Annotated in this window: 28 protein-coding genes; 19 read left to right on the top strand and 9 right to left on the bottom strand. The window is 45.1% G+C overall.

Annotated elements, in window-relative coordinates; genetic code table 11:
• The coding region (gene ettA / locus A3738_RS09425) for an energy-dependent translational throttle protein EttA (RefSeq protein WP_068763565.1) at positions 1 to 1,268 on the bottom strand (1,268 nt) is incomplete at its 3' end.
• Between the two features lie 266 nt (positions 1,269 to 1,534).
• On the opposite strand from ettA, the gene glyA reads away from it, so the two are divergent.
• From glyA to A3738_RS09375, 9 genes are read left to right on the top strand one after another with little or no spacing between them, the layout of a single operon-like run.
• On the top strand, positions 1,535 to 2,800 hold the full coding sequence (glyA, locus tag A3738_RS09415; protein ID WP_068478619.1) for a serine hydroxymethyltransferase: 1,266 nt from the start codon (positions 1,535 to 1,537) through the stop codon (positions 2,798 to 2,800).
• 19 nt (positions 2,801 to 2,819) lie between these two features.
• Entirely contained in the window at positions 2,820 to 3,293 is a 474-nt protein-coding gene (gene nrdR, locus A3738_RS09410; protein ID WP_068478615.1) for a transcriptional regulator NrdR, read from the top strand.
• Between the two features lie 21 nt (positions 3,294 to 3,314).
• Complete coding sequence (ribD, locus tag A3738_RS09405) at positions 3,315 to 4,430, top strand: bifunctional diaminohydroxyphosphoribosylaminopyrimidine deaminase/5-amino-6-(5-phosphoribosylamino)uracil reductase RibD (protein ID WP_068478614.1); 1,116 nt, start codon at positions 3,315 to 3,317, stop codon at positions 4,428 to 4,430.
• Between the two features lie 2 nt (positions 4,431 to 4,432).
• Positions 4,433 to 5,092 carry a riboflavin synthase gene (locus A3738_RS09400; RefSeq protein WP_068478611.1) on the top strand — a complete coding sequence of 220 codons (660 nt, stop codon included), beginning with the start codon at positions 4,433 to 4,435 and terminating at the stop codon, positions 5,090 to 5,092.
• Between the two features lie 40 nt (positions 5,093 to 5,132).
• Positions 5,133 to 6,236, top strand: coding sequence for a bifunctional 3,4-dihydroxy-2-butanone-4-phosphate synthase/GTP cyclohydrolase II (gene ribBA, locus A3738_RS09395; RefSeq protein ID WP_068478609.1), 1,104 nt, complete (start codon positions 5,133 to 5,135; stop codon positions 6,234 to 6,236).
• A gap of 25 nt (positions 6,237 to 6,261) precedes the next feature.
• On the top strand, positions 6,262 to 6,738 hold the full coding sequence (gene ribE, locus A3738_RS09390; RefSeq protein WP_068478606.1) for a 6,7-dimethyl-8-ribityllumazine synthase: 477 nt from the start codon (positions 6,262 to 6,264) through the stop codon (positions 6,736 to 6,738).
• Complete coding sequence (gene nusB, locus A3738_RS09385) at positions 6,738 to 7,205, top strand: transcription antitermination factor NusB (protein ID WP_068478603.1); 468 nt, start codon at positions 6,738 to 6,740, stop codon at positions 7,203 to 7,205. Before ribE ends, nusB begins: the two co-directional genes overlap by 1 nt.
• A gap of 35 nt (positions 7,206 to 7,240) precedes the next feature.
• Positions 7,241 to 8,206, top strand: coding sequence for a thiamine-phosphate kinase (gene thiL / locus A3738_RS09380; protein ID WP_068478599.1), 966 nt, complete (start codon positions 7,241 to 7,243; stop codon positions 8,204 to 8,206).
• Complete coding sequence (locus tag A3738_RS09375; protein WP_231876602.1) at positions 8,199 to 8,687, top strand: phosphatidylglycerophosphatase A; 489 nt, start codon at positions 8,199 to 8,201, stop codon at positions 8,685 to 8,687. The genes thiL and A3738_RS09375 overlap by 8 nt, the downstream gene beginning before the upstream one ends.
• On the opposite strand, the gene A3738_RS31910 is transcribed toward A3738_RS09375, so the two are convergent.
• Positions 8,674 to 8,871: a DUF6316 family protein gene (locus A3738_RS31910; protein WP_082868871.1), complete on the bottom strand. Its 198-nt coding sequence runs from the start codon at positions 8,869 to 8,871 to the stop codon at positions 8,674 to 8,676. The genes A3738_RS09375 and A3738_RS31910 overlap by 14 nt on opposite strands.
• A gap of 194 nt (positions 8,872 to 9,065) precedes the next feature.
• Between A3738_RS31910 and A3738_RS09370 the strand changes: the two genes are divergently transcribed.
• Positions 9,066 to 9,716 carry a DUF2057 family protein gene (locus tag A3738_RS09370; protein WP_068478596.1) on the top strand — a complete coding sequence of 217 codons (651 nt, stop codon included), beginning with the start codon at positions 9,066 to 9,068 and terminating at the stop codon, positions 9,714 to 9,716.
• A 3-nt stretch (positions 9,717 to 9,719) separates the two neighbouring features.
• On the opposite strand, the gene A3738_RS09365 is transcribed toward A3738_RS09370, so the two are convergent.
• Together A3738_RS09365 and A3738_RS09360 are read right to left on the bottom strand one after the other, a co-directional pair.
• Complete coding sequence (locus tag A3738_RS09365; RefSeq protein ID WP_068478593.1) at positions 9,720 to 11,243, bottom strand: wax ester/triacylglycerol synthase domain-containing protein; 1,524 nt, start codon at positions 11,241 to 11,243, stop codon at positions 9,720 to 9,722.
• Between the two features lie 31 nt (positions 11,244 to 11,274).
• Positions 11,275 to 12,243: a polyprenyl synthetase family protein gene (locus tag A3738_RS09360; RefSeq protein ID WP_068478590.1), complete on the bottom strand. Its 969-nt coding sequence runs from the start codon at positions 12,241 to 12,243 to the stop codon at positions 11,275 to 11,277.
• A 292-nt stretch (positions 12,244 to 12,535) separates the two neighbouring features.
• On the opposite strand from A3738_RS09360, the gene rplU reads away from it, so the two are divergent.
• The 4 genes from rplU (at position 12,536) to proB (ending at position 15,624) form a co-directional block, all read left to right on the top strand.
• Positions 12,536 to 12,847: a 50S ribosomal protein L21 gene (rplU, locus tag A3738_RS09355; protein ID WP_068458279.1), complete on the top strand. Its 312-nt coding sequence runs from the start codon at positions 12,536 to 12,538 to the stop codon at positions 12,845 to 12,847.
• A gap of 49 nt (positions 12,848 to 12,896) precedes the next feature.
• Complete coding sequence (gene rpmA / locus A3738_RS09350; RefSeq protein ID WP_068478588.1) at positions 12,897 to 13,157, top strand: 50S ribosomal protein L27; 261 nt, start codon at positions 12,897 to 12,899, stop codon at positions 13,155 to 13,157.
• A gap of 115 nt (positions 13,158 to 13,272) precedes the next feature.
• Positions 13,273 to 14,469, top strand: coding sequence for an Obg family GTPase CgtA (gene cgtA, locus A3738_RS09345; RefSeq protein WP_068478586.1), 1,197 nt, complete (start codon positions 13,273 to 13,275; stop codon positions 14,467 to 14,469).
• A 9-nt stretch (positions 14,470 to 14,478) separates the two neighbouring features.
• Positions 14,479 to 15,624: a glutamate 5-kinase gene (proB, locus tag A3738_RS09340; protein WP_231876601.1), complete on the top strand. Its 1,146-nt coding sequence runs from the start codon at positions 14,479 to 14,481 to the stop codon at positions 15,622 to 15,624.
• A 68-nt stretch (positions 15,625 to 15,692) separates the two neighbouring features.
• Here proB and rpsT read toward each other — a convergent pair whose 3' ends face one another.
• The 4 genes from rpsT to A3738_RS09320 all read right to left on the bottom strand — a co-directional run bounded on the left by rpsT (position 15,693) and on the right by A3738_RS09320 (position 19,100).
• Entirely contained in the window at positions 15,693 to 15,959 is a 267-nt protein-coding gene (gene rpsT, locus A3738_RS09335; protein WP_068474025.1) for a 30S ribosomal protein S20, read from the bottom strand.
• Positions 15,960 to 16,174: 215 nt separating this feature from the next.
• A complete protein-coding gene (locus A3738_RS09330) occupies positions 16,175 to 17,383 on the bottom strand; it encodes an iron-containing alcohol dehydrogenase (protein WP_068478584.1) in 1,209 nt (402 codons plus the stop codon).
• Positions 17,384 to 17,768: 385 nt separating this feature from the next.
• A complete protein-coding gene (locus tag A3738_RS09325; RefSeq protein ID WP_068478582.1) occupies positions 17,769 to 18,689 on the bottom strand; it encodes a haloalkane dehalogenase in 921 nt (306 codons plus the stop codon).
• Positions 18,690 to 18,779: 90 nt separating this feature from the next.
• Positions 18,780 to 19,100, bottom strand: coding sequence for a hypothetical protein (locus tag A3738_RS09320; RefSeq protein WP_068478580.1), 321 nt, complete (start codon positions 19,098 to 19,100; stop codon positions 18,780 to 18,782).
• A 102-nt stretch (positions 19,101 to 19,202) separates the two neighbouring features.
• Between A3738_RS09320 and murJ the strand changes: the two genes are divergently transcribed.
• The 5 genes from murJ to lspA (A3738_RS29270) all read left to right on the top strand — a co-directional run bounded on the left by murJ (position 19,203) and on the right by lspA (A3738_RS29270) (position 25,614).
• A complete protein-coding gene (gene murJ, locus A3738_RS09315; RefSeq protein ID WP_082878440.1) occupies positions 19,203 to 20,771 on the top strand; it encodes a murein biosynthesis integral membrane protein MurJ in 1,569 nt (522 codons plus the stop codon).
• Between the two features lie 174 nt (positions 20,772 to 20,945).
• Positions 20,946 to 21,254, top strand: a complete 309-nt coding sequence (locus tag A3738_RS09310; RefSeq protein WP_068478578.1) for a hypothetical protein — start codon at positions 20,946 to 20,948, stop codon at positions 21,252 to 21,254.
• Between the two features lie 118 nt (positions 21,255 to 21,372).
• Positions 21,373 to 22,347, top strand: coding sequence for a bifunctional riboflavin kinase/FAD synthetase (ribF, locus tag A3738_RS09305; protein ID WP_068478576.1), 975 nt, complete (start codon positions 21,373 to 21,375; stop codon positions 22,345 to 22,347).
• The gene (gene ileS, locus A3738_RS09300; RefSeq protein ID WP_068478574.1) at positions 22,344 to 25,184 is read left to right on the top strand and encodes an isoleucine--tRNA ligase; all 2,841 of its coding nucleotides are present in this window, start codon (positions 22,344 to 22,346) and stop codon (positions 25,182 to 25,184) included. Before ribF ends, ileS begins: the two co-directional genes overlap by 4 nt.
• Before the next feature lie 34 nt (positions 25,185 to 25,218).
• Positions 25,219 to 25,614, top strand: a complete 396-nt coding sequence (gene lspA, locus A3738_RS29270; protein ID WP_082890016.1) for a signal peptidase II — start codon at positions 25,219 to 25,221, stop codon at positions 25,612 to 25,614.
• Here lspA (A3738_RS29270) and lspA (A3738_RS09295) read toward each other — a convergent pair.
• The coding region (lspA, locus tag A3738_RS09295; protein WP_068763564.1) for a signal peptidase II at positions 25,540 to 25,990 on the bottom strand (451 nt) is incomplete at its 5' end. The genes lspA (A3738_RS29270) and lspA (A3738_RS09295) overlap by 75 nt on opposite strands.

The following is a 25,990-nucleotide window of genomic DNA, read 5'->3' as shown; positions in this document are numbered from 1 at the left end:
GATGGCGTTTGGTAGTTGCCGATCGTGATCATATCGTTGCCGTCGCTTACTTCTTCCCAAACAGTTTTGTTATTGTTTAGGTCGCGAGTCTGCTCGACATATCCGAGTTCAACTGTTTCACCAAGACGAATCGATCCTTCATCTGGCTCTTCAATGCCGGAAAGTAGTTTGAATAGTGAAGACTTACCCGCGCCGTTGCCGCCAACGACACCTACGATACTGCCGGGAGGAACTGAGAAGCTTAGATCTTTAAATAATAGTTTGTCGCGATATTGCTTGCAGACACCATCAAGTTCGATAACAACGTCGCCCAAGCGTGGCCCAGGTGGAATATATATTTCCATGGTCTCGTTGCGTTTTTGTGAGTCTTGCGAATTAAGCTCTTCAAAGCGCTGAAGACGAGCTTTGCTTTTTGCATGGCGGCCTTTTGCGTTGCTTCTAACCCATTCGAGTTCAGACTTAATGCTGCGTTGGCGAGCGTCTTCTTGTTTCTGCTCAATTTCGAGACGTTTCTCTTTTGCTTCAAGCCATTGTGAATAGTTGCCTTCAAATGGAATGCCGTGGCCGCGGTCTAATTCAAGAATCCAGCCTGCGACGTTATCAAGGAAGTAACGGTCGTGAGTGATGGCGACGACGGTGCCAGGGTAATCGTGTAAGAATCGTTCAAGCCAAGCCACACTTTCGGCATCAAGGTGGTTAGTTGGTTCATCAAGCAGCAGCATGTCTGGTTTCGAGAGAAGAAGGCGGCAAAGCGCTACACGACGTTTTTCACCCCCAGAAAGCGTTGCAACATCCGCATCCCATGGCGGTAAACGCAAAGCATCCGCAGCAACTTCTAAGGTGCGTTCGAGATTATGGCCATCTCCTGTTTCGATAATAGCTTCAAGCTTGGCCTGCTCCGCTGCCAGTGCGTCGAAATCAGCATCTGGTTCGGCATACTCGGCATAGACTTGGTCGAGACGCTCTAGAGCATCTTTTATTTCACGTAAACCGTCTTCTACATTTCCGCGTACATCTTTTGATTCGTCAAGTTGCGGTTCCTGCGGTAGATAGCCAACGTTGATGCCAGGTTGAGGACGAGCTTCCCCCGTGTAGTCTTGATCGACACCTGCCATGATTTTAAGGAGCGTTGATTTACCTGCGCCATTCAGGCCAAGAACACCGATTTTTGCGCCGGGAAAGAATGAAAGAGAAATGTCTTTTAGGATCTCTCGTTTAGGAGGGACAACTTTCCCTACTCGGTTCATGGTAAACACATATTGTGCCATGCAATTGCTCCTAGATTTTGTTCAGTATCGTGGGCTGGGCTGCCTCGAAGAATATGACGCGCACACTAGCGAAAAACCTGAAATAACGCAACGAAAGTGCATTTTTGACATCGAGATACGACCGCGGCCTATTTTAGACGCTTTCAAGCGATTAGGTCTCATAAATATCGTGATGTTGCAGGGAAAATCATTTAAACTGCGCGCTTTTTAAACTAACCCGAATTTGTTCAGGGTTTGCCGTAGTTAAGAAGACCAAGAGGCATAGTATGTTCAAGCAAGAAATGACCATCGCTGGATTTGATGATGAACTGTTGTCGGCAATGGATGCAGAAGCAAAAAGACAGGAAGATCATATTGAATTGATTGCTTCAGAAAATTACACCAGCCCTCGTGTAATGGAAGCGCAAGGATCTTACCTTACTAATAAATACGCCGAAGGCTACCCAAGTAAACGTTACTACGGTGGTTGTGAGCATGTTGACGTAGTCGAGCAGCTAGCAATCGATCGTGCAAAGGCATTGTTTGGTGCGAAGTACGCGAACGTTCAGCCTCATTCAGGTTCACAAGCAAACGCAGCGGTATTTATGGCTCTTTGTCAGCCAGGTGACACAATCCTTGGTATGAGCTTGGCGCATGGTGGTCACTTAACGCATGGCGCGGCGGTTAGTTTTTCAGGCCGAATCTACAATGCAGTTCAATATGGCTTAAACGAAGCAACTGGTGAGATTGATTACGATCAAGTTGAGGCTCTTGCGCGTGAGCACAAGCCTAAAATGATTATCGCTGGTTTTTCAGCCTATTCTCTTGTTGTTGACTGGAAGCGTTTCAGAGCAATTGCAGACGAAGTGGGTGCGTACTTGTTTGTTGATATGGCGCATATAGCGGGTCTTGTTGCTGGCGGTGTTTACCCAAGTCCTGTTGGTATTGCAGATGTCGTGACTACAACGACGCATAAAACGCTACGAGGCCCTCGTGGTGGTTTGATTTTGGCAAATGATGACGAAGAGCTGAACAAAAAGCTGAACTTTGCCGTCTTCCCTGAAAGTCAGGGTGGACCATTGATGCACGTGATTGCTGCGAAAGCAGTGTGCTTCAAAGAAGCGATGTCAGAAGAGTTTAAAACATATCAGCAGCAAGTCGTTAAAAATGCACAAGCGATGGTTTCTGTATTTTTAGAGCGTGGCTACAAAATTGTGTCTGGCGGTACTGATGACCACCTCTTCTTGCTTGATTTGATTGATAAAGATGTAACGGGCAAAGACGCTGACGCAGCATTAGGTCGTGCTCACATTACAGTAAACAAGAACTCGGTTCCAAACGATCCTCGTTCTCCATTTGTAACGAGTGGATTGCGTATTGGTACGCCAGCTATTACAAGTCGAGGTTTTCAGTCGAAAGATTGTTCTGAATTAGCTTCATGGATTTGTGATGTGATTGACGCGTTAGTTGCCAATCCAGAGGACGACTCTGTCATCAACGCAACACGCGAAAAAGTGCAAGCAATTTGCTCGCGTTTGCCAGTTTACGCATAACTGTCAGGGTTGATTCCTCATGCATTGTCCGTTTTGTAAGGCGACTGACACGAAGGTTTACGACTCTCGTTTGGTTTCTGACGGCAATCAAGTACGTCGTCGACGCGAGTGCTTGACCTGCCAAGAACGCTTTACCACATTTGAAACGGCTGAGCTTGTGATGCCGCGGGTTGTTAAACAAGACGGCTCGCGCCAACCCTTCGATGAAGAAAAGCTGAATCGTGGTGTTCAGCGAGCTTTAGAAAAGCGTCCTGTGAGTATTGAGTCTATTGAACAAGCGATAGACAACATCAAGTATCGTCTGCGAGCGACTGGTGAGCGAGAACTATCTTCATTGCAAGTGGGTGAAGAAGTGATGCGAGAACTTCGAAGTTTAGATGAAGTTGCATATGTTCGATTTGCCTCGGTATATCGCAGTTTCCAAGACATCAATGAGTTTAAAGAAGAGATTGATCGCTTAGCCAAGCGTGATCGCTCTTCTGATAACGCATAAGCACTAAGAGTTTTGCTCCATATGCATGACTGGTCGGCTGATGATCATCGTTATATGGCTCGTGCTATCGAGTTAGCCTGGCTTGGTGAATTAAGTTGCCAGCCTAATCCACGTGTTGGTTGTGTCATAGTGCGCGATGGTCAGATTGTTGGAGAGGGCTTTCATGAACGAGCAGGTGAAGGCCATGCTGAGGTTAACGCATTAGCTCAAGCCGGAGAGTTGGCCAAAGGTGCTACGGCATATGTAACCCTAGAGCCTTGCAGTCATTACGGTAGAACTCCACCTTGTGCAAGAGCCTTAGTCGATGCGGGATTGGCACGCGTTATTAGTGCGATGCAAGATCCGAATCCCTTGGTTGCAGGTAAGGGCGTAAGCATATTGAGTGATGCTGGTATTCAGGTTGAACTAGGATTGCTCGAAGAGCAATCGAAGCAGCTAAATATTGGTTTTATTTCAAGAATGACGCGTAAGCGACCCTTTGTACGTCTAAAGATGGCAGCGAGTGTTGATGGGCGAACAGCAATGGCTTCTGGCGAAAGTCAGTGGATTACCGGTGCTGCTGCGAGAGAAGATGTACAAGCGTGGCGCGCAAAGTCTTCTGCTATTTTAACTGGCGTAGGAACCGTTCTATACGACAATGCCAAGTTAACGGTGCGAACTGATCATCTACTCGATAAACGAGGGTTTCAGCCGATGCGCGTGGTTCTTGATGCGCACGCACGTTTAACCGGGCAAGAAGCGGTTTTTGAGAACAATGCTGCGGTGCAGTATGTCGTATCGGAAGAGGCTAAGGTTTCTCCCGAAATTGTGGGTTCGCAACATGTCAATGTCGTACGTTTAGCATTGGACGCGAAAGGATATTTTGATTTATCTGCGCTTCTCCATGCTCTGGCCGAACAAGAAGTCAATGATCTTTTTGTGGAGGCTGGAGAGAGTCTTTCTGGCAGTTTTATAGATCAAAATTGCGTAGATGAATTACTGCTGTATGTTGCGCCTAAGTTGATGGGGCATCAGGCAAAAGCTCTGGCGAATCTGCCATTTGATCGTATGGGGCAGGCCATAGATTTAGATCTTAAGGATGTTCGACAAGTAGGGGCCGATCTACGATTTCAGTATCAATTTAAGGGCGCTCTTTAGAAATGTTTACAGGTATTATTGAGGCGGTTGGCACCATAGCTGCCATTGAAAGTGCTCGTTCAGGCGCTCAACTTCGTATCAATGTCCAAGCCCTTGATATGAGTGATGTTCAATTGGGAGACAGCATTGCTGTAAACGGAGTTTGTCTGACTGTCACCGCTTTCTCTCCTAATGATTTTTGTGCGGATATCTCCGCAGAGTCATTGCGTTACACACGATTCGCAACGATGCGAGTCGGTGATCGAGTTAATCTTGAAAAAGCGCTTACGCTTTCGCGCCGTTTAGGTGGCCACTTAGTCAGTGGGCATGTTGATGGAATAGGGTCTATAGTTGCTGTCAGCTCAGAAGGTGACTCATTACGTTATACCATTCACTGTTCATCGGAACTTTCGCGCTATATCGCGAATAAAGGCTCAATTACCGTGGATGGAGTTAGTCTTACAGTGACTGGTTTGGTGGATGAAGGATTTACTCTCAATATTGTTCCTCATACCGCTCAGAATACGATTATCCCTGAGTACTCAACTGGCCGAGATGTGCACTTAGAGGTAGATCTTATGGCTCGCTATGCAGAGCGGTTATTGAGTTTTTCAGATGAAAAGCAATCGCCGAAGTCGGTGATTGATGAAGCGTTTTTAGCAAAGAACGGTTACAAGATATAGAAACATACCTAGCTTAATTTGCTGGGTCTTTGGAGGTTGAATGAAGCTCAACACTGTTGAAGAGCTAGTTGAAGATATCCGTCAAGGTAAAATGGTTATTCTGATGGATGACGAGGACCGAGAGAACGAAGGTGATCTCGTTATTGCGGCAGAGCAAGTGCGTCCTGAAGATATTAATTTCATGGCGACACATGCGCGTGGTCTCATTTGTATGACGATGACGAGAGATCGTGCGGATTATTTTGGCTTGCCTCCGATGGCGCATGCAAATAACGCACAATTTTCAACTAATTTTACTGTTTCGATTGAAGCGGCAGAAGGTGTAACGACGGGCATCTCTGCTGCGGATCGTGCTCATACTATTCGGACTGCTGTGGGTCGAAATAGCAAACCCCAAGATATCGTCCAGCCGGGTCATGTTTTCCCAATTGTTGCTCAGCCTGGTGGCGTATTAACGCGTGCGGGTCATACAGAAGCTGGTTGCGATTTGGCGAGAATGGCTGGCTTTGAAGCGGCTTCGGTCATTGTTGAAATTATGAATGATGATGGCACGATGGCACGTCGCCCTGATCTTGAAGAATTTGCGAAAAAACACGATCTAAAAATTGGCACAATCGCCGATATGATTCATTATCGTGCTCTGAATGAGCAGACGGTTACTCGTCAGGAAGAGCACGGCGTTCAAACTGAGCATGGTGATTTTCAGCTGATTACCTACAAAGATACTTTGCAAGGCGATGTGCATATGGCTTTCGTGTTGGGTGATGTAGATCAGGTTGATGCGCCAATAGTACGTGTTCAATACCCTGACATACTGCGTGACACAATTGGTGTACGAAAAGAAGGTTCTCAATCTTGGTCGGTGCAAAACTCGCTAGCAAAAATTGCTGAAGCAGGCGCTGGTGTATTGGTGCTGTTAGGTGATTCATACGAAGCCTCAATGGAAGACCGCTTGGTTGAGTTTTTTAACTCATCTTCTCCCCAATCAGGTGGGCAAGGTGCGTATTTGACGGTTGGCACAGGCTCGCAAATATTGCGTGATTTGGGCGTTCATAAAATGCGCTTGCTCGCGCCAGAGATGAAGTTTTCGGCGCTGTCGGGCTTTGATCTTGAAGTAACAGAATTCATTCCGTACAACGGATAAAACAGCTAATTAAAGAGTAAAAAAGATGCGAAATATCAAAATTCATGAAGGTGACTTTAAAGAAGTTTCAGGTAAGTTTGCCTTAGTAGTTGGTCGTTTTAATGCTTTCGTTGTGGAAAGTTTGGTAGAAGGTGCGATTGACGCGCTTGTACGTCAAGGTATTGCGGAAGAAGATATTGAAATCTTCCGTGTTCCTGGTGCGTTTGAGCTTCCGCTAGCAGTTCAGCGTGTGGCTAAAACGGGTCAATTTGACGCTATTGTCGCGCTTGGAGCAGTGATTCGCGGTGGTACACCACACTTTGAGTACGTGGCAGGTGAATGTACAAAAGGAATTAGCGCTGTTTCATTAGAGACTAATCTACCTATTGCCTTTGGCGTATTGACTGTCGATAGCATCGAACAAGCGATTGAGCGTTCAGGCACGAAAGCTGGCAACAAAGGTGCGGAAGCAGCGATGTCAGCATTAGAAATGCTTACCTTGTTTAAAAACGCAGGTATTTAATGAGCGAATTTGATTCTAGTGTGCCTAAGAAGGTCACTACATCTCAGCGTAAGAGAGCGCGAACACTAGTGCTCCAAGCGCTTTATCAATGGCAGTTGGGCCATTCTAGTACGTCTCAGATAGAAGCGGAGTTTCGTACTGATAATGACTTCGGAAAGATCGATCAAGCTTATTTCGAGCAAGTGTTTCGAACGATTCCAAGTTCTACCAATGAACTAGATCAACAATATGAAGTGTTGCTAGACCGTGCCTTAGAAGAGGTCGACCCAATTGAGCTGGCTATTTTACGTATTGGTACGTTTGAGCTAATGCATCGCATCGATATTCCTTTGGGGGTTGTGATCAACGAAGCGATTGAACTCGCAAAAGAGTTTGGCGGTACAGATGGTCACAAGTATGTGAATAGCATATTGGACAAGTTAGGTAATAAGCTGCGTTCTGCTGAAGCCAGTGCGCAACGCAAATAGCAATTTAATGCTGGGGTGGTTAGGACAATCTACACATGAACTCTCGTTTAAGGAAAAGCCGCGAGTTTGATCTAATCACTTCTTTGTTTTCTAAAAGTCGCGCTCCGTCGTTTGATCTTGGGATAGGCGATGATGCTGCGGTGTTTTCACCTCCTTCAAACCAGTCTCTCGTGTTGTCGATAGATACCTCGGTTGAGGGACGGCATTTTCCAGCTGGTTTCCCTCCCGAATTCATTGCTAAACGAGCACTGGGTTCTGCGCTCAGCGACATAGCCGCAATGGGAGCCCAGCCACATCATTTTACTATAGCTTTAACACTGCCAGAGTTCGATACGGTTTGGTGCGAGCGATTTTCTACAGGCTTATATGATCTGGCCGAGCAATTTAATATTTCGCTAGTTGGTGGCGATACGACTAAAGGGCCTCTGACAATTAGTATTCAGGTGCATGGCTTAGTCGATAAAGGTAACTATTTAACTCGATCCTCCGCATCGCCCGCGGATTTAATTTTTGTATCAGGTTGCTTGGGTGATGCGCATGCGGGTCTGCTATTAGCGTTAGAAGGCAAAGAGTTAACTGAGCCATACCAACAAGCATTATTTGAAAGCTTTGCTTCGCCAACGCCTCAGATAGCGCTTGGCATGGCAGTTAATGGGCTAGCGAGTTCAGCGCTTGATGTTTCAGATGGTCTACTGGCTGACTTAGAGCATTTGTGCTGTGCCTCGGGCTTGTCGGCCGAACTAGAGTTAAGTGCGGTGCCATTGTCAGATGATTTGCTGAAATATAGAGATTATGACTTTGCAATGCAGGCAGCATTAAATGGCGGTGATGACTATCAGTTACTCATCACGGCTTCTTCAGATAAGCGTCAACGACTGTTAGAGCTAGGGTTTATTGAAATCGGCGCGATGTTAGCGGATGAGGGCAGCGTGTTGTCAGCAAAGTTAAATGGGGAGTCTGTGGCTCTGCCGGAAAAACGAGGCTTTGATCATTTTGAGTGATAAAAAAATTCCCTTACGCCTTTTGAAAGACCCCCGTTGCTTATTGGCATTTGGTTTTGGCAGTGGCTGCGCATCGAAAGCACCTGGGACTTTTGGTACATTGGCAGCTATCCCCTTTTATCTACTAATTTCAGACTTAGCGCCATTGCATTATCTTTTAGTTTGCCTTGGTTCTTTTGTTGTAGGTTGTTATCTCTGTGATATTGCGAGCCAGAAATTGCAGGTGCATGACCACGGAGGCATTGTCTGGGACGAATTTGTCGGCTACTGGATTGCTATGTTTGCTGCGCCGTCTGGCTGGCAGTGGATTCTGATAGGTTTTGTACTATTCCGCCTTTTTGATATTTGGAAGCCGTGGCCAATTCGAATACTGGACAAGCACGTACATGGCGGGTTTGGCATCATGATTGATGATGTTGTTGCAGGTCTTTATGCCCTTGGCTGTGTACACCTAATAGCTGTCGCTGTTAGTGGGTTTTAGGAAGTTTCTGAACGACGCTGAGAAATCTTGCTAGGCTAGCTTCCGCTCTCTCTTTTGATGCGTATGGGCCGCTATCAAACCCCTCTCGTGTTGAAAAATACCAACGATCTCCTGCGCAAAAGAACCGTTCGCTTCTGAAAGGAATGTTTCCTGACTCGCCTTTTCTGTGACTCTGTGTGGTCATGGCTAATCCTGCTTTTCTAAGTTAGTCCCCTAATTTAGTATCAATTGTATAAAAAACAATCTATCTGTTTGGGTGTCTAGATCTTGTTTTATGAAATTAGAGTTAGCATTGTTTAGTTAGGTCTTTGGTATGTTGAAAGCTACACATACTGCGTTCAGAATGGCACACTGAGTTTTAAATTTCCTAGGACCATCATGAATACATTAAAAATAACTGTAGTATGCCTCGTGTTGCTATTTTTGGCAGGTTGTTCAACAAAGCCAGTACAAGTATATGAAGGAGAAGCCCTAGCTGCAGATCAGCAAGCGATGATCACGGCGGGTGAAAATATTGAGATTACGCGTATTAATGGGAAGAAAATGAAAGAATATTTGCTTTCAAATATCGATACGCATTACGCACTCAAGCCTGGGAAGAAAAAGGTTGTCTTTAATTACACGAGTGTTTGGGCGGTATCTAAAGTAGGTCCAGATGGAGAGCGTTCAGAGCTAGTTGAATCCGGCCCGCAGTTTGTTGAATTTGATGCTTCGGCTGGACAAGCCTTATCGTTTGATTTTAAAGATGTTGCTAACGTTAGAGAAGCGCGTGACTTTGCGCTAGCCTTTGTAGCTTCTGTTGTTGATCAAAATGGCAATATCGTAGCGATGTCAGAGCCATATGATGCTGAGAATCATAGTCCAGTGTCGGCAGCTGTTGTTGCGGATGCTCCTGCTAACGTAGCTGTGACCGCGACACCATCTGCGCCAATAGATCAGGGTTTACTGACTATTGATGCGCTTAAAGTGCTTTGGGATCAAGCATCAAGCGAAGAGAAAAAAGAATTTCTAAAATGGGCGTTTAAGTAAGTTTTATTCGCCTTGCTTCGAGCTTGTAGTGGATGAGAATAGTCCGCTTACAAGCTCACTTGCATCGTCAATAATGCCGCTTACAAATGACCGGCTCTCATCCTCTTTTTCTTCAAGTGCTGTATGTTTCAATTGATCTATACGTTCCAGCGCTTCTTCCAAGTAACGAGAAAATGGCTTCTCTCCGTTGAAGCGATCTGGACAATATGTGCAGTTGATATTGTATTCGCCGTTATAACTGATGATGGTGATCGTTAAGCCAATTCCATCAAACAATGGGCTGCTGCATGACAAAGAAACTAGTTCGTTTTCTTCTAAATACAGAGGGAATTGTGGGCCTGGAATATTGATGATTGGGAGGTTGAACATCGGCTTAAACTTTTGAGCCAATAAAAATTCTGAGTATACGCGAGCAGAAAGTGAGGCCATATTGCTAGGTACAAGCTCGGTTAGTCTGTTCGCAGATATAGCGTCGTCATAATGATTTGAACTTGTGGCCATCGAATGAATCTGGCGAATTCGACGAATAGGGTTTGATTCATTGGTGATTAACGAAAACAAACTAGCAGTGAGTTGTTTTCCAGATTTATACGTAAGGCTTGTTGAGCGCACTGAGATTGGAGAAAGTGCAATCAGCGGAGCCTTCGGAAGAGCGTTATTATCTTTTAGGTAGCTATGAAGTGCCTCAGCACAGACTCCAATAAGAATGTCGTTGGTCGTGACATTATTTAGCTCTTGTCGGAGTGTGCGAATAGAAGAGAACGACAAGCGTAAGTTGTCGCTGACGCGCTTGCTTGAGACTTTCTTATTTAGCGGGGTGCTCGCTACGCTTAATAGTGCTGAGGGAAGATTTAAACGCTGCAGTTTTTCGTACAGAACGCTGTAAAACGCTGAAGATGCAGTATCTTTGAGCAAGTTTGCAATGCTCGATGGAATGGAAAGAGCTGTGTTATAGGCCGCCTCAATCAAAGATGCTGTTTCAGGTAGTTCAGTGGGCACCCATGGCTCTGGTGTTGTTAGCTTTTGAACATGCGGAGAGACATCTAATAGCTGGCTGAGAATGTCTTCACCAGTTGAATGGTCAAGTGCTGAGATGTGTGTAACGAGGATAAGCGCAAAGTGTTGCTTGGAGTATCCTGACTCGCTATCTAAACCGTCAACATAATAAACTTGCCACAAAGGTTGGTGGCGCTCGAGCGGTGTATTGAGTATTTTGGCGGATAGTTCTTCAAGGCTGCATGGGCTTTTAAGGGTGTTAAGTTGGATGTGGTGTACATGATTCTCCAAATCAAAATTTGGGTCGTCACACCAGATCGGAAATTCGTTGTTTAATGGCGCCTCAACAAGTTTCTGACGCAAGAAAATTTCATTACCAAGCTTGTTTGCGATAAGGGCTTTGATTCGCTCGAAGTTAAATTTCGAGCGCGTGCTCTTTTTCTTGAATATATAAGTACCGCCAACTTGCAATGGTGCTCGGCTACTTTCCAAAAATAGAAACGAAGCATCAAGCTCGGATAAAGTTCGCATACATTTAAGCCTTGGTTATTATAGTTTGCGCTTATTTATTTCTATTTACGCTAATTTCCGCTAAGTGAATGAGACAATCACAATAGATATTGTTGCCTAATTGTTTGGCAGCCTTGATTGCGTCGTTTTTGCATCGCTCTGCAGCTTCTTGAGTATATGCGAGAGCGCCAGTGCTTTGAACAATGTTGATGACTTCTTCAATCATATTGCCATCGCCTTTGCGGATAGCTGTTCTGATTGTGGTGGTTTGTTCTTCGCTGCCGATTTGCATGGCTTGTATCAGCGGCAATGTTGGCTTTCCTTCGGCTAGATCATCACCAATATTTTTTCCCATTTCTTGAGCGTTGCCGGTGTAATCCAGGATGTCATCGATGAGTTGAAATGCGAGTCCTAGTTTTAATCCGTATTCTTTTGCTGCGTTGATTGTTTGTTCGTCGCAATCTGCCAAGGTAGCGATGCCCTGTGAAGCAGCAATGAAGAGCATTGCAGTCTTACTCTCGATAACGTCGTAATATTGCTGCTCAGAGATATTTGGGTTTTTTGCATTCATTAACTGAAAGACTTCGCCTTCAGCGATAATGTTTGTTGTGTTAGCAAGAATGCCCATTAGCTCAACACTACCGATATCTACCATCATTTGAAAAGCGCGTGAATAAAGGAAGTCGCCAACCAATACGCTCGGGGCGTTTCCCCAGTTTGCGTTCGCAGTGGCTTTGCCTCGACGCAATTCTGATGTATCGACTACGTCGTCGTGAAGTAAGGTTGCGGTATGCAAAAACTCAATGATTGTTGCGAGCTTTACCGCATTATCGTTATTGTAGTTGAGTGCTTTTGCGGTCAAGAGCGTGATAAGTGGGCGCATGCGTTTACCACCGCTCTCAATAATATATTGTGCGATTTTTTCAACTAAAGGAACGCGAGATGATAGTTGATCGAAAATCAGGGCGTTGACTGCGTCGAACTCTTGCTCAACGCTCTGGTAGATGTCTTTTAAGTGCATTTAATCGTTCAAATTTTTGTAGAGTTTTGCTGCTTATCTATCGATGCGGTGCAAATGCTATGGTTCGGTGTGTCGAGTGTCAAGATAAGTTCTTATTAGATTGGCTTCAGTGTTGCATTTGCTTTCTTGTTTTATTAAAATCACGCGCCCCTCAAATACGAGGTTGTTCTCTGTTATAGGGTTGCCGAAGAGCTTCCTTTAGAAACAGATGTTAAAAAGCAGTGCTTTAAGAAACAACGGCAGGGTAGATTCAGATCTATAAGTTGAGGGTTATTAAAATTGGAGAACATAAATGTACGCAGTTATCGTAAGCGGTGGTAAGCAGCACCGTGTTACAGAAGGCGAAGTACTTAAGCTTGAAAAAATTGAGCTTGAGACAGGCGCTAAAGTAGATTTTGATCGAGTATTGCTTGTAGCGAATGGTGACGATGTAAAAATTGGTGAGCCAAACGTGAAAGGCGCTAAAGTGACAGCAGAAATCGTTAGTCACGGCCGTCATGACAAAGTAAAAATCATGAAGTTCAAGCGTCGTAAGCATCACATGAAGCAAATGGGTCACCGTCAGTGGTACACTGAGGTGAAAATCACTGGTATTAAAGGCTAAGCTAAGCGTTTGCACTTAGTGCGAATCAGATAGCGAAAGGAGTAATCTAATGGCTCACAAGAAAGCGGGTGGTAGTACCCGGAACGGTCGCGATTCCGAGAGTAAACGCTTAGGCGTTAAGCGCTTCGGCGGCCAAGTTGTTTCAGCAGGTAGCATTATTGTTCGTCAACGTGGTACACGTTTCCACGCTGGTACTAACGTTGGTTGTGGTAAAGACCACACTTTGTTTGCAACTGCAGACGGCGTTGTTCAGTTTGTTACAAAAGGCCCTCAAAACCGCAAATACGTAGAGATCGTAGCAGCGGAATAAGCTTGGTCTTATCAAAAAAAGCTCCGCATTGCGGGGCTTTTTTTTTGCGTTTTTGTAGCGCATGAAAAACTAGCAGTTAAACTGAGTCAGTGGCTTGTAGATAGAGCGGAAAAATATGAAATTTGTAGATGAAGCAACGATATCTGTTGAGGCAGGAAAAGGTGGAAATGGGTGTTTAAGTTTTCGTCGCGAAAAGTATATCCCTAAGGGTGGCCCAGATGGCGGTGATGGCGGTGACGGCGGATCCGTGATTCTCGAGGCTGGGGAAGGTATTAATACGCTTATTGATTATCGCTATGTTCGGCAATATCGAGCTCAGTCTGGTGAAGGTGGTAAAGGGCGAAATTGTACCGGCGCGAAAGGTGAAGACTTGGTATTAAGTGTGCCTGTCGGTACGAGTGTCTTTGATGTTGATACTGAGGAAGTGCTCGGCGATTTGACTGAAATAGGTCAGCAGTTAGTTGTTGCGCAAGGTGGCTGGCATGGTTTGGGAAATACTCGCTTTAAATCAAGTACTAATCGCGCTCCTCGACAAACATCGCCGGGTAAGCCGGGTGAGAAGCGCAACCTCCGTCTTGAATTGAAAGTACTTGCTGATGTTGGTTTGTTGGGTCTGCCTAATGCAGGCAAATCTACATTGATTCGTTCGGTATCTGCCGCGAAGCCGAAGGTCGCGAACTATCCCTTTACAACGCTTGTTCCTAATTTGGGTGTCGTGCGTGTTGAGTCTCACCGAAGTTTTGTGATGGCCGATATACCAGGTTTGATTAAAGGTGCCTCGGAAGGTGCGGGTCTTGGTATACGTTTTCTGAAGCACTTAGTTCGTACCCGTTTGCTGCTTCATGTTGTCGACATGGCTCCATTTGATGGGAAAGAGCCTCTAGAGGCGATTAATGAGATCGTTGGTGAATTAGAGGGGTTTAGTCCGACCTTAGCCTCAAGAGAGCGTTGGTTGGTCTTGAATAAGCTCGATATGGTTCCAGAAGATGAGCGAGATCAGCGTTGTGATGAGTTGATAAAAGCGTTGAATTGGACTGGTCCAGTTTACAAAGCGTCAGCTTTGAATAATGAGGGCTTAGAGCCTCTAGTATGGGATATCATGCGTTGGATTGAAGAGCGAGCTGAGGCAGAGTCGAATGATGAAGAGTTGGCTCAGATGGAAGCTGGTCTGAAAGAGGCGATGCAGAAAGAAGCGCGTCAGCGTCTTGAGGAATATAAGGTCGCTCGAAAAGCGTCGCGTGCTAGCGAAGATGATGAAGATGACGACTTTGACGATGATGATTACGACGTTGAAGTTGAGTATGCGCCATAAGAGGTTGTCGTGCTAGATAGTAAGAGTATCGATGCGGCTCGTAGTAAGTTGCCTGCCGCAAAGCGAATAGTAGTTAAGATTGGTAGTGCGCTGTTAACGGACGATGGTCGAGGTCTCGATAGGGCGTCCATCAAAAAGTGGGTTGCTCAGATGGCGGCTTGTCGTCAGTCTGGAATCGAGCTTGTTTTGGTGTCCTCTGGTTCGGTGGCAGAGGGTATGGTGCGGCTTGGTTTGGATGCTAGACCTGAGCAACTTAATTTATTGCAGGCTGCTGCAGCGGTTGGTCAAACAGGGTTGGTCAATGCTTATGAGGAGTTCTTTCGCTCTCATGGATTAGCGACTGCGCAGATTCTACTGACTCATGAAGATTTGTCAGATCGTAAGCGTTATTTGAATGCTCGAAGCACGATCACAACCTTACTTGAAATGTGTGCGGTGCCTATCATCAATGAAAACGACACGGTTGTGACTGATGAAATTCGTTTTGGCGATAATGATACTTTAGGTGCTTTGGTTGCTAACTTAGTAGATGCTGACGGCCTGATTATCCTGACTGATCAGGATGGTATGTTTGATAAAGATCCTCGTGTTAATTCTGATGCTAAGCTCCTGAATGTTGTCCGTGCACAAGATAAGGCGCTTGATGCTATGGCGGGTGGGCGCTCTGGGGCTCTTGGTCGAGGTGGTATGGCAACCAAGTTGCGGGCTGCTAGATTAGCTGCGCGTTCAGGTGCATATACAGTTGTTGCTGGTGGGAAGATCGATGAAATCATCTCTCGCTTATTACAAGGTGAGCATCTGGGTACTTTGTTTGAGTCGAATACCGATCGGCAATTAGCGCGTAAACAATGGCTTGCAGGCCATTTGCAGACAAAGGGAAGTTTTACGCTTGATGATGGTGCGGTAAAGGCGCTTAGTGCTGGTGGAAATAGCTTGCTTGCTGTCGGTGTTGTTGAGCTTTCTGGTGATTTTAGGCGAGGCGAGATGGTGCGTTGTATTGATGTTGCTGGCAGAGAGGTAGCTCGGGGGCTGAGTAATTATAGCGCGCAAGAGGCGGTGAGGATTTTGGGTAAAGCGAGTTCTGTAATTGCTTCAGAGTTAGGTTATTGCCATGAGCCAGAGCTTATTCATGCTGATAATTTAGTTCTAACTTAAGAGTAAGCAAATAATTTAGACATAAAAAAAACCGAGCAAAGCTCGGTTTTTTTTATGTCTGCGTCGAATTAAGCTTTAAGCGCTTTAACTCGTGCGTTGAGACGGCTCTTGATACGAGCAGCTTTGTTTTTAGGGAACAAGTTCTTGTTCACCATGCCGTCGATAAGAGGTACAGCAGTTACATATGCTGCTTGAGCGTCATCGTAGTTGCCGCCAGCAATCTGTGCGTCAACTTTCTTGATGTAAGTGCGAACCATAGATCGTTGGCTTGCGTTGCGTTGGCGGCGTACTTCTTGTTGACGCGCGCGTTTCTTTGAAGATGGGGAGTTAGCCACCGTAATGCTCCTAAAATTTCGCGAAAATATTCAAACTAGCTGACTCAAAACTGCGAAATCGCTTACTTTTTGAGCCTGCGTTAAAAAAGGACGCGAGACTATGCCGTTTTAATTACTTAATGTCAAGGCTTCAGTTGGCCTTGAATGTTAAGTGTTGTTGCCTTGTTGAAGAGGAAGGGCTTTGCCTCTCCCGTCAACTTATTAAGTGAACTTCTTTACGCCACCATTTTTCCAATTAATGCCTCGCAAGTGCCCTTATCCATATACTTTGGTACCGGGTAATTTGCATGTGCTTCTTCCAGAGCAAGCTTCGCAATGCGCGGGATGTCTTCTTTTTTAAGGCTATCAAGTGTCTCTGGGATTTCGAACGACTGCAACATGCTACGTACTCTAGCTATAAATTTATCAGCGAGTTGTTTGTTGCTTTCTCTGCCTGTTTTTAAAGCACTAGCTTTTGCAAGTTCAGCAAGCTGAGGAATGATGTCGCTTTTCGAATAGTCCAAGATGTGTGGTAAGACGATCGAATTGGCGAGACCGTGAGGCGTTGAGTATAGAGCGCCAAAGTTATGCGCAATAGCGTGTACATAACCAACACCTGCTTTTGTAAATGCTAGTCCTGCATAATATGACGCCATGGCCATATTTTGGCGTGCCTCAAAGTTTTTTCCGTCATGTACTGCTGTTTCTAAATTTTCCATGATGAGTTTGGTCGCTGCTAATGCGTAACCACGTGTCTCATCCGTAGCATTAGTGGAAATGAACGACTCGATTGCATGAGTTAAAGCATCCATACCTGTTGCCGCAGTGACAGCAGGCGGAAGGCCAAGCATTAATTTACCGTCTAATGCCGCCATGGCTGGTACAAGCTTTGGATCAACGATTGGCGATTTTTGATGTGTATCTGGATCTGAAACGACCGAAACAATTGTGACTTCAGAACCTGTGCCTGCGGTTGTTGGCACAACGAATAACGGTAAAGGTGCTTTTCGGATTTTAAATAGCCCAGCCATTTTTTCGAGAGACTTATCGTTTGTAGCTCTTGCAGCAATGGCTTTACTTGCATCAATAGGTGAGCCTCCACCAACAGCTAAAATCCCTTCGCATTTGTTTTTCTTGAGAATACTCAAGCCTTTTTCGACTTGATCATAAGTAGGGTCTGGAAGAATGCCGTCGTAAATAGTGACATTGATACCTTGTTCTTCTAGTTTTGCTTGAATTTTGTTGAGCAGTCCTATTTCTACAAGCACTTTGTCTGTGACAAGCAATAGCTTTTTGATGCCTAGGTGGTGAATGGCTTCACAAAGTTCTAGTGATGAGTCCGCGCCGGAAAAAAGAGTAGGCTTTGGCATTGGGATAACGGCGGCCGCTACTTTAAGAGCTTTGGTTAGGCCTTTGTAGTATTGAACTTTTACTGGAAATAGCATGGATTTACTCGTCTAAATGAAATAATACAAAACGCGTGATTATGCGTATCACTTAAAATTAGAGTATATACTCTAATTTTAAGAATGGAAGAAAAGCCTGTTGATGAAACTTCTCTCGCCTTGATCAATTCGGCAGATTTTGTGCGATATGACTGGAGTGAAAGCGTTGTGGTAACTGTGTCACGGTTTTTGAAATAAAACGTTACACATTGCAAATTATTTGCAACATACAAATAGACGGTGGGGGCTTATAGTAAAAGCATACCGAATGTGTTGCGATTCAGGCCCGCAACGTGATCGGCCAAGTTTTTAGTGATTTCGTTTCCAAGCCCGCTTTTTAGCGGGCTTTTTTTTGCTTTGAAAAGAGTGTTGGTGATAGCAAATATTAGGCGCTGGCGCTCACGGAACTTTTAAGGTCGATATCTTCAAGCAGTTTATTTATCGCTGCAGCAAATTCTGCCCCAGCGTCTTCTTGTAAAAAGTGCCCGCCCTTGAGTGTAATGTGCTCTTGACCGTGAGCCCCCGGAATACGCTTCTGCATGTATCTATCGCCTCCGCGCGTAATTGGGTCGCCATTGCTGAATGTGGTTAGGAATGGTTTTTCCCATTTCTCGAGGACTTTCCAAGCTTCTTTATTTGCGCTAGATGCTGGATTATCAGGGGAGATTGGGACGAGTGCAGGAAAAGCTCTTGTTCCAGCTTTGTATTTTGAGCTAGGAAACGGCGCATCGTAAGCACGTATTTCATCAGGACTAAGCGTTTTAAAACAGCCAGTGTTTATGATTTTCGCGATGGGAAACCAGGGGCTGTTTAATGCAAATGCGCGCCAAATTTTAAATGCTTTTGGAACTGTCTCATCACCCGTGGGCAACATGCCGTTGCCAACTACGATGGCTTTAAATCTGTCTGAGTTCTCTGCGGCTAAGCGTAAGCCAAGTAGTGATCCCCAGTCTTGGCATACAAGAGTGATGTTGTTGAGCTCGAGTTGATCAATGAAATTAAGAAGCCAGTCAACATGTGTTTCGTAGCTATAGTCGTTTTTATTGGTTGGTTTATCTGATTTTCCGAAGCCAATGAGATCTGGCGCAATCACTCTATGTCCAGCAGCTGCGCAAATAGGAATCATGTGTCGATATAAATACGACCATGTTGGTTCGCCATGGAGCATGAGAACGGGATCTGCATTTTTAGAACCTTCGTCAACATAGTGCATCCGCAAGCCATCAATATCTTTATAGTTGGGCTTGAAAGGGTAATTAGATAGGCGAGCAAAGCGAGAGTCTGGCGTGCGAATGAATGGAATCATGTATAGCCTCTATATGTTTTTATTTTTTATCTCGGTAATGCTAGCGGGATGATCAAAAAAACACCAGAGGCAAAAGATTTCGCGATGCGCTTAGTCTTTTAGATCTAGATATCCACGCTGAATCGATGTTTCAAATGCTTTAGAACCCTCCGCCAACTCCTCAAAGCGTAAACGGTGAGCACGAAGTTTTTGCATTTCGTCGTTGCTAGGGAAATTCTCAGTTCCCTCATACTGCTTACATAGCGTGTATAGATGCTCTAAATATTCTGCGCGACTGCGTGCTACTAGTTCGACAATAGGCTGGAGATCGCTGATGCAAAGCTCATCAATTTTAGGGTTGATTTGCTCCTTGTTTGTCGTTTTTAAAAGCTGCTCAAATTGCATAAGTAAGCGATTAATGCTCTTGTCCATAATTCACCTCAGTTCTTCTTTATTCTCTAAGCATAGTGAAAGTCTCGCGATAGTCGAGTAGCATGGCGAGCATATTAATTGTTCAGAAAAATAAGACCTTGTATGGATTCCGAGGCAAGCCAAAGTCCCGCTAAAAAAAATTTATTTCGTTCTTCCGCAATTGTTGGATTGATGACAATGGTGTCTCGCTTTCTAGGCTTAGCGAGAGACGTTGTTGTCGCTAATTTCTTTGGTGCCAGTGCCGGCGCAGATGCATTTTTTGTTGCTTTCAAAATCCCTAACTTTTTTCGACGCTTATTTGCCGAGGGAGCATTTTCGCAAGCCTTTATTCCCGTATTGGCAGATTACAAAGATGGGCAGGATAGAGATGCGGTCAGAACATTACTGGGTTCTGTTTTAGGTGTGCTCGGCGCAGTTCTATTTGTATTTAGTTTATTAGCTGTGCTCGGTGCTCCTTGGGTGACAGCACTGTTTGCTCCTGGCTTTTTGGATGAGCCTACTAAGTACGAGCTTGCTAGCACTATGCTACAAATTACGTTCCCTTATCTTTTCTTGATATCGCTGACTGCGTTTGCCGGCGCGGTCTTAAATAGTTATGGAAACTTTGCTGTTCCAGCATTTACACCAGTACTGCTGAATTTGAGTTTGATTGCATCGGCGGTTTTTTTAACCCCTTTATTTGCTCAGCCGGTTATTGCGCTTGCGTGGGGTGTTTTTATCGCTGGTGTATTGCAGCTGTTTTTTCAATTGCCGTTTTTACTGCGATTGGGTTTGCTACCTAGGCCAATATTAGATTATCGGCATGAGGGCGTACGCAAAATCGGTGCATTAATGTTGCCAGCAATGTTTGGGGTTTCGGTGAGCCAGATTAATTTATTGCTCGATACAATTCTCGCATCCTTGCTGCAAACAGGAAGCGTGTCTTGGCTGTATTACTCGGATAGATTGGTTGAGCTGCCGCTTGGAGTCTTTGGTATTGCGATTGCGACGGTGATTTTGCCGGCGCTTTCAGCAAATAATGCCGCAAAGTCGGAAGAGGCTTTTTCAGCCACTATCGATTGGGCTTTGAAAATGGTTCTTTTAATTGGCTTGCCTGCAGCACTTGCTTTAATCGTTTTGGCAGAACCATTAATCGCCGTGTTGTTTCATTATGGAGCTTTGAACGATACTGATGTGCTGCAGTCTGCTCACAGTTTGCGAGCATATGCTTTAGGCTTGTTGGCGTTTATGTTCGTCAAAGTCCTAGCGCCGGGTTTTTTCGCGCGAAAGGATATGCGTACACCGGTCAAAATTGGCATCTATGCCATGATCGCCAACATGGTATTTAATCTCGCGCTTATCTGGCCTTTACAGCACGCAGGGCTTGCGCTGGCTACTGCAATGTCGGCTTGGTTAAATGCAATTTGTTTATTGGTGGTTTTGAAGCGACAAGGCGTTTACAAGTCAGGTAATGGCTGGTTTGTATTTGTAATACGTTTGCTGGGTGCTGTCGTCGCTATGGTGTTAGTGGTTTCATATTTGAATTCACCAACTCAAGAATGGTTGGTTTGGGATGTTTGGCAGCGTATCTCGACGATTGGTTTGCTTGTCATCTGTGGAATCTTTAGTTACTTCATTGTTTTGCTTTGCTTGGGTTTAAACTTGAAAAATATGCTTAAGCAAAAGGTGTAGTGATACCTAGTGAACTGTACGCTATTCTCTTAGTTTGTTAATTCATTAAACAAAGCTGTGATCTAAGTCGAAAAACCTAGTGGTGTTGTCTTTATTTTGTTCAGTTAACAGGATTTAATAAGCGATAACTTAAGTTTACACAGTGTTTTGGCAAGCGAATTTCGCGGAGATCTCATGAAACTTTTTATATCAGCGTTCACAGTTTTTGTGCTCATTTTTGTATCTGCTGCTTCGTATGCCAATGATGATGAGTTTAAGCCTGCCTACCAGAATATCGATTCTTATGATTTAGATGACTCCGATAAATTATTTGTTCGTCACAAGGGGCGTAACTACTACACATCAGGCAAAGATGCTGGTGATAACACTATTCGAGTGAATGAGAATAATGAAGAGTCGACTGATGAGACGGTCGGTATTTTAACGTTTTTGATTGCTCCAGCGGCTATTGTTTACATGAACTTGACCGGGTGGTGGGAATAAAACATCGCTTGACGAATAAAATTTTCCTTTCTTTCACCTAAACCATGGGCGCTTGATTGAATAAGTGCCTCCTCAACATTTATAATCCCCAGCTATTTTTTGCAGTGATGTAGGGCAAATGAAGCTCCTTCGAGGCTTATACAACAACCCTCTTCCAGAGGAAGGGTGTGTCGCAACGATTGGAAATTTCGATGGTGTTCATCTGGGGCACCAAGAAATTGTACGTCGTGTTGTTGAGCGGGCTAGTGATCTTAATCTCCCCTCGGTTGTCGTCGTGTTCGAACCTCAACCGCAAGAGTATTTTAAAGGCGAGCAGGCACCCGCGCGTTTAATGCGATTTCGTGACAAGTACGAATGTCTGCAAAATTACGGCTTAGATTATATTTGCGTACTTCAATTTAATGAGAAGTTTCGTGCCCTCACTGCCAAAGCATTTATTGATCAAGTTTTGGTGAATCACTTAAAAGTGAAACACTTGGTCGTTGGAGATGACTTTCGTTTTGGCGGAGATCGCCAAGGTGATTTTCAAGCCTTGTTAAATGCTGGTGAGGAATTTGGCTTTACGGTTGAAAATTCCGATACCTACAAAGTTGAGGGTACAGAGAGCCAAGCTCGCGTCAGCTCTACATTGGTCCGCGTTAAGTTAGCAGACGGTGAGTTTGATACGGTTGAAAGATTGCTCGGTCGTCCTTATACCTTGTCGGGACGCGTGATGTATGGGCAACAGCTTGGCAGAACGATTGGCTTTCCCACGGCCAACATTGCATTGCGTCGAAAGAGCAACCCACTAAAGGGTGTGTTTGCATTACAAGTCGATGTAATGAGCGGTGATCATGCCGGTTCATATTACGGCGTGGCTAATTTGGGTAAGAAACCTAGTGTTGGTGAATTTGACGCCAACTTAGAAATACATATTTTTGACTTCTCTGGCGATATATATGGTCAGAGAGTACAGGTAGAGTTCCTGAAAAAAATTCGCAATGAGCAGAAGTTTGAGAGCCTTCAAGCACTGCAAGAACAAATAGAACGCGATAACGTCGCTGCGAGAGAGTTCGTAGCACAACTTAATGAGAATGAAGCGAAAAGACTATGAGTGATTATAAGCACACCTTGAATTTGCCGGATACCGAATTTCCGATGCGCGGCAACCTCGCTCAGCGTGAGCCAGGTATGTTGAAGCAATGGCAAGATCAGGATCTTTATCAAAAGATTCGCGATGCGCGCCAAGGTGCTGAAAAGTTTATTTTGCATGATGGCCCTCCATACGCGAACGGCAACATCCACATTGGTCACTCTGTTAATAAAATTCTTAAAGACATTATCGTGAAATCGAAAACCATGAGTGGTTTCGATGCGCCATATATCCCGGGTTGGGACTGCCACGGTTTGCCAATCGAACACAATGTTGAAAAGAAAATTGGTAAAGCAGGCGTTAAGGTTGAGTTCTCGGCGTTCCGTAAAGCATGTCGTGAATATGCAGCAAAGCAAGTAGCTGGTCAGAAAGAAGACTTCATTCGTTTAGGTGTCTTTGGTGATTGGGACAAGCCTTATCTCACCATGGACTTCAAGTTCGAGGCCGATATTATTCGTGCATTAGGCAAGATCATTGATAACGGCCACTTAGTAAAAGGCTTCAAGCCAGTTTACTGGAGTGTGGTGGGTGGTTCTGCGTTGGCTGAAGCTGAAGTTGAATATCAAGACAAAGAAAGTACAGCTATTGATGCCCGTTACGATGTTGTCGATCGAGCTTCTGTGTTTGGTAAATTTGATGCCGCCGATAATGGCCAAAATCTTTCTATCGTAATTTGGACAACAACGGCTTGGACGCTTCCATCTAGCCAAGCGGTTTCTTTGAATCCTGATCTTGATTATTCCTTAGTGAAAGTCGATCTAGGATTGGGCGAAGAACTTGTGGTTCTTGCGCAAGCACTCGTTGATGACGCTATGGAGCGTTATGGTGCTGAAAACTTTGAAGTCGTTGGCTCGGCGAAAGGTTCTGATCTTGAAGGTGAGTTGTTGGTTCATCCTTTTTACCGCGACAAGCAGCTTCCTGTACTAGTTGGTGATCACGTAACAACAGATGCCGGTACGGGTGCAGTACATACAGCGCCTGACCATGGTGTTGATGACTTCAATGTTGGCAATAAGTACGGCTTAAAAACACTTAACTATGTCGACGATAACGGTGTTTATCGCGATATCGTTCCGATGTTTGCAGGTCAGCACGTTTATAAAGCCGACGGTCCGGTTCTTGAAGCGTTAACTAACGAAGGCAAGTTAGTTCTTAGCAAAAAGTTCTCGCACAGCTACCCGCATTGCTGGCGTACAAAAACGCCACTAATCTTCCGTGCAACGCCTCAGTGGTTTGTGAGCATGACGGAAAATGGCTTGAAAGATAAAGCGCTAGAAGCTGTGAAAGGCGTTAAATGGGTGCCATCTTGGGGTCAAAATCGTATTGAAGCGATGCTTGAGCAAAGCCCTGATTGGTGTATCTCACGTCAGCGTACTTGGGGTGTTCCGATTGCCTTGTTCGTGCACAAAGAAACTCAAGAACTTCATCCAAAAACGTCAGAGCTGATTGAACAAGTGGCTCAGCGTGTCGAAGGCACTGGCATGGATGCATGGTTCGATTTAGATGCTTCAGAGCTACTTGGCGATGATGCAGACAACTGGAACAAAGTAACCGATACCTTAGATGTATGGTTCGACTCTGGTGTGACACATGCAGCGGTACTTGAACAGCGCGCAGAGCTTGGTCAATACCCGGCAGATCTTTACTTAGAAGGTTCGGATCAGCACCGTGGTTGGTTCCAGTCATCTTTGAAAACTGGTATTGCGATCAAGGGTGAAGCGCCATACAAGCAAGTGCTTACACATGGCTTTACCGTGGATGGTGAAGGCCGCAAGATGTCTAAGTCCATTGGTAACGTGGTTTCGCCGCAAGAAGTGATGAACAAGCTTGGTGCAGATATCCTACGTTTGTGGGTTGCTGCGACGGACTACAGCGGTGACATGACGGTATCGGATGAAATCCTCAAGCGTACAGCAGATTCATATCGCCGTATTCGTAATACCGCGCGATTCTTGTTAAGTAATATCAATGGTTTTGATCCAAAAGCGGACTTAGTACCGAATGATCAAATGATTGCACTAGATCGTTGGGCTGTAGATCAGGCACTTCAACTGCAAGCAGAGCTTCAAGAAGCGTATGACAACTACAACTTCTTAGGCGTGTTCCAGAAGTTGGTTCAGTTCTGTGTTGGTGAGTTGGGTGGTTTCTACTTAGATATCATCAAAGACCGTCAGTACACCACGCAAGCGAATAGCTTGGCTCGTCGTTCTTGTCAGACTGCGATGTATCATATTCTAGAAGCAATGACGCGCTGGATGGCGCCAATCTTAAGCTTCACGGCTGATGAGATCTGGGCTGTTATGCCGCAGCCAGTATCAGGTGAGCGAGATGAGAGCGTATTCTTGGCTGAGTGGTATACCGACTTAGTTGCACTTTCAGATGATGAGCCGCAAGGTCGTGACTTCTGGAATAAAGTGATGGCGGCAAAAGAAGCTGTTAATAAGTGTATCGAAGAAGAGCGTAATGCCGGCAATGTAAAAGGCTCACTAACGACTGTAGTTAGTTTGTACTGTGAAGGTGATTTGGCTGACACCCTGAGCACCTTAGGCGAAGAGTTGCGTTTCGTATTGATTACCTCTGGCGCACGCGTGCTTGGCTTGAGTGATGATGGCCATGCCGATGCGAAGCCTTCTGACTTAGAAGGTTTGCTTGTGAAGGTTCAACCTAGCTCTGATGTGAAGTGTGATCGTTGCTGGCACCACCGTCCGGAAGTCGGCACGATTGAAGCGCACAAGGATCTGTGTCAGCGCTGTGTTGATAATATCGATGGCGAAGGTGAATCGCGTCAGTATGCTTAATCAATAGCAATTAAATAGAGCAGGGTTACTAAGTATGTTGAAGTATTTGTGGTTGTCGTTGAGTGTTGTGGTGTTAGATCTTTACACCAAATACTTAGCGAGCACGCAGTTGGAATATGCGATTCCTGTGCCCGTGATGCCGCACTTCAACTTTACTCTGCTCCACAACACTGGAGCGGCGTTTAGTTTTCTCGCGAATGAAGGTGGCTGGCAACGTTGGTTCTTTATTGTCTTAGCTCTGGGCGTCAGTATCGCGCTTGTTCGTTGGGTTTACACGCTCAAAAATGACCGTTGGTTAGCGATTGCTTTATGTCTCGTTTTAGGTGGGGCACTAGGTAACCTGTTTGACTCGAGACTATATTGCCCGAGACTCAGAACGACTCTTTGGTTTTGGGTTACCGTCTTCGTCCTTGCTACGGAACATATCTAATACCAACATTGCGGCACCAACCGAGATAGCGCTATCTGCAATGTTGAAGGCTGGAAAGTGATAATCGTTCCAGTAAAAATGAAGGAAATCGACAACATATCCCAGCATTATCCGGTCATACAGGTTACCTAGTGCCCCACCTAAAACGAGACATAAAGCAATCGCTAACCAACGGTCATTTTTGAGCGTGTAAACCCAACGAACAAGCGCGATACTGACGCCCAGAGCTAAGACAATAAAGAACCAACGTTGCCAGCCACCTTCATTCGCGAGAAAACTAAACGCCGCTCCAGTGTTGTGGAGCAGAGTAAAGTTGAAGTGCGGCATCACGGGCACAGGAATCGCATATTCCAACTGCGTGCTCGCTAAGTATTTG

The organism is Oleiphilus sp. HI0066, from assembly GCF_001635725.1.
The sequence above is the reverse complement of the archived record's forward strand: the minus strand, read 5'-3'. Positions and strand labels throughout refer to the sequence as shown.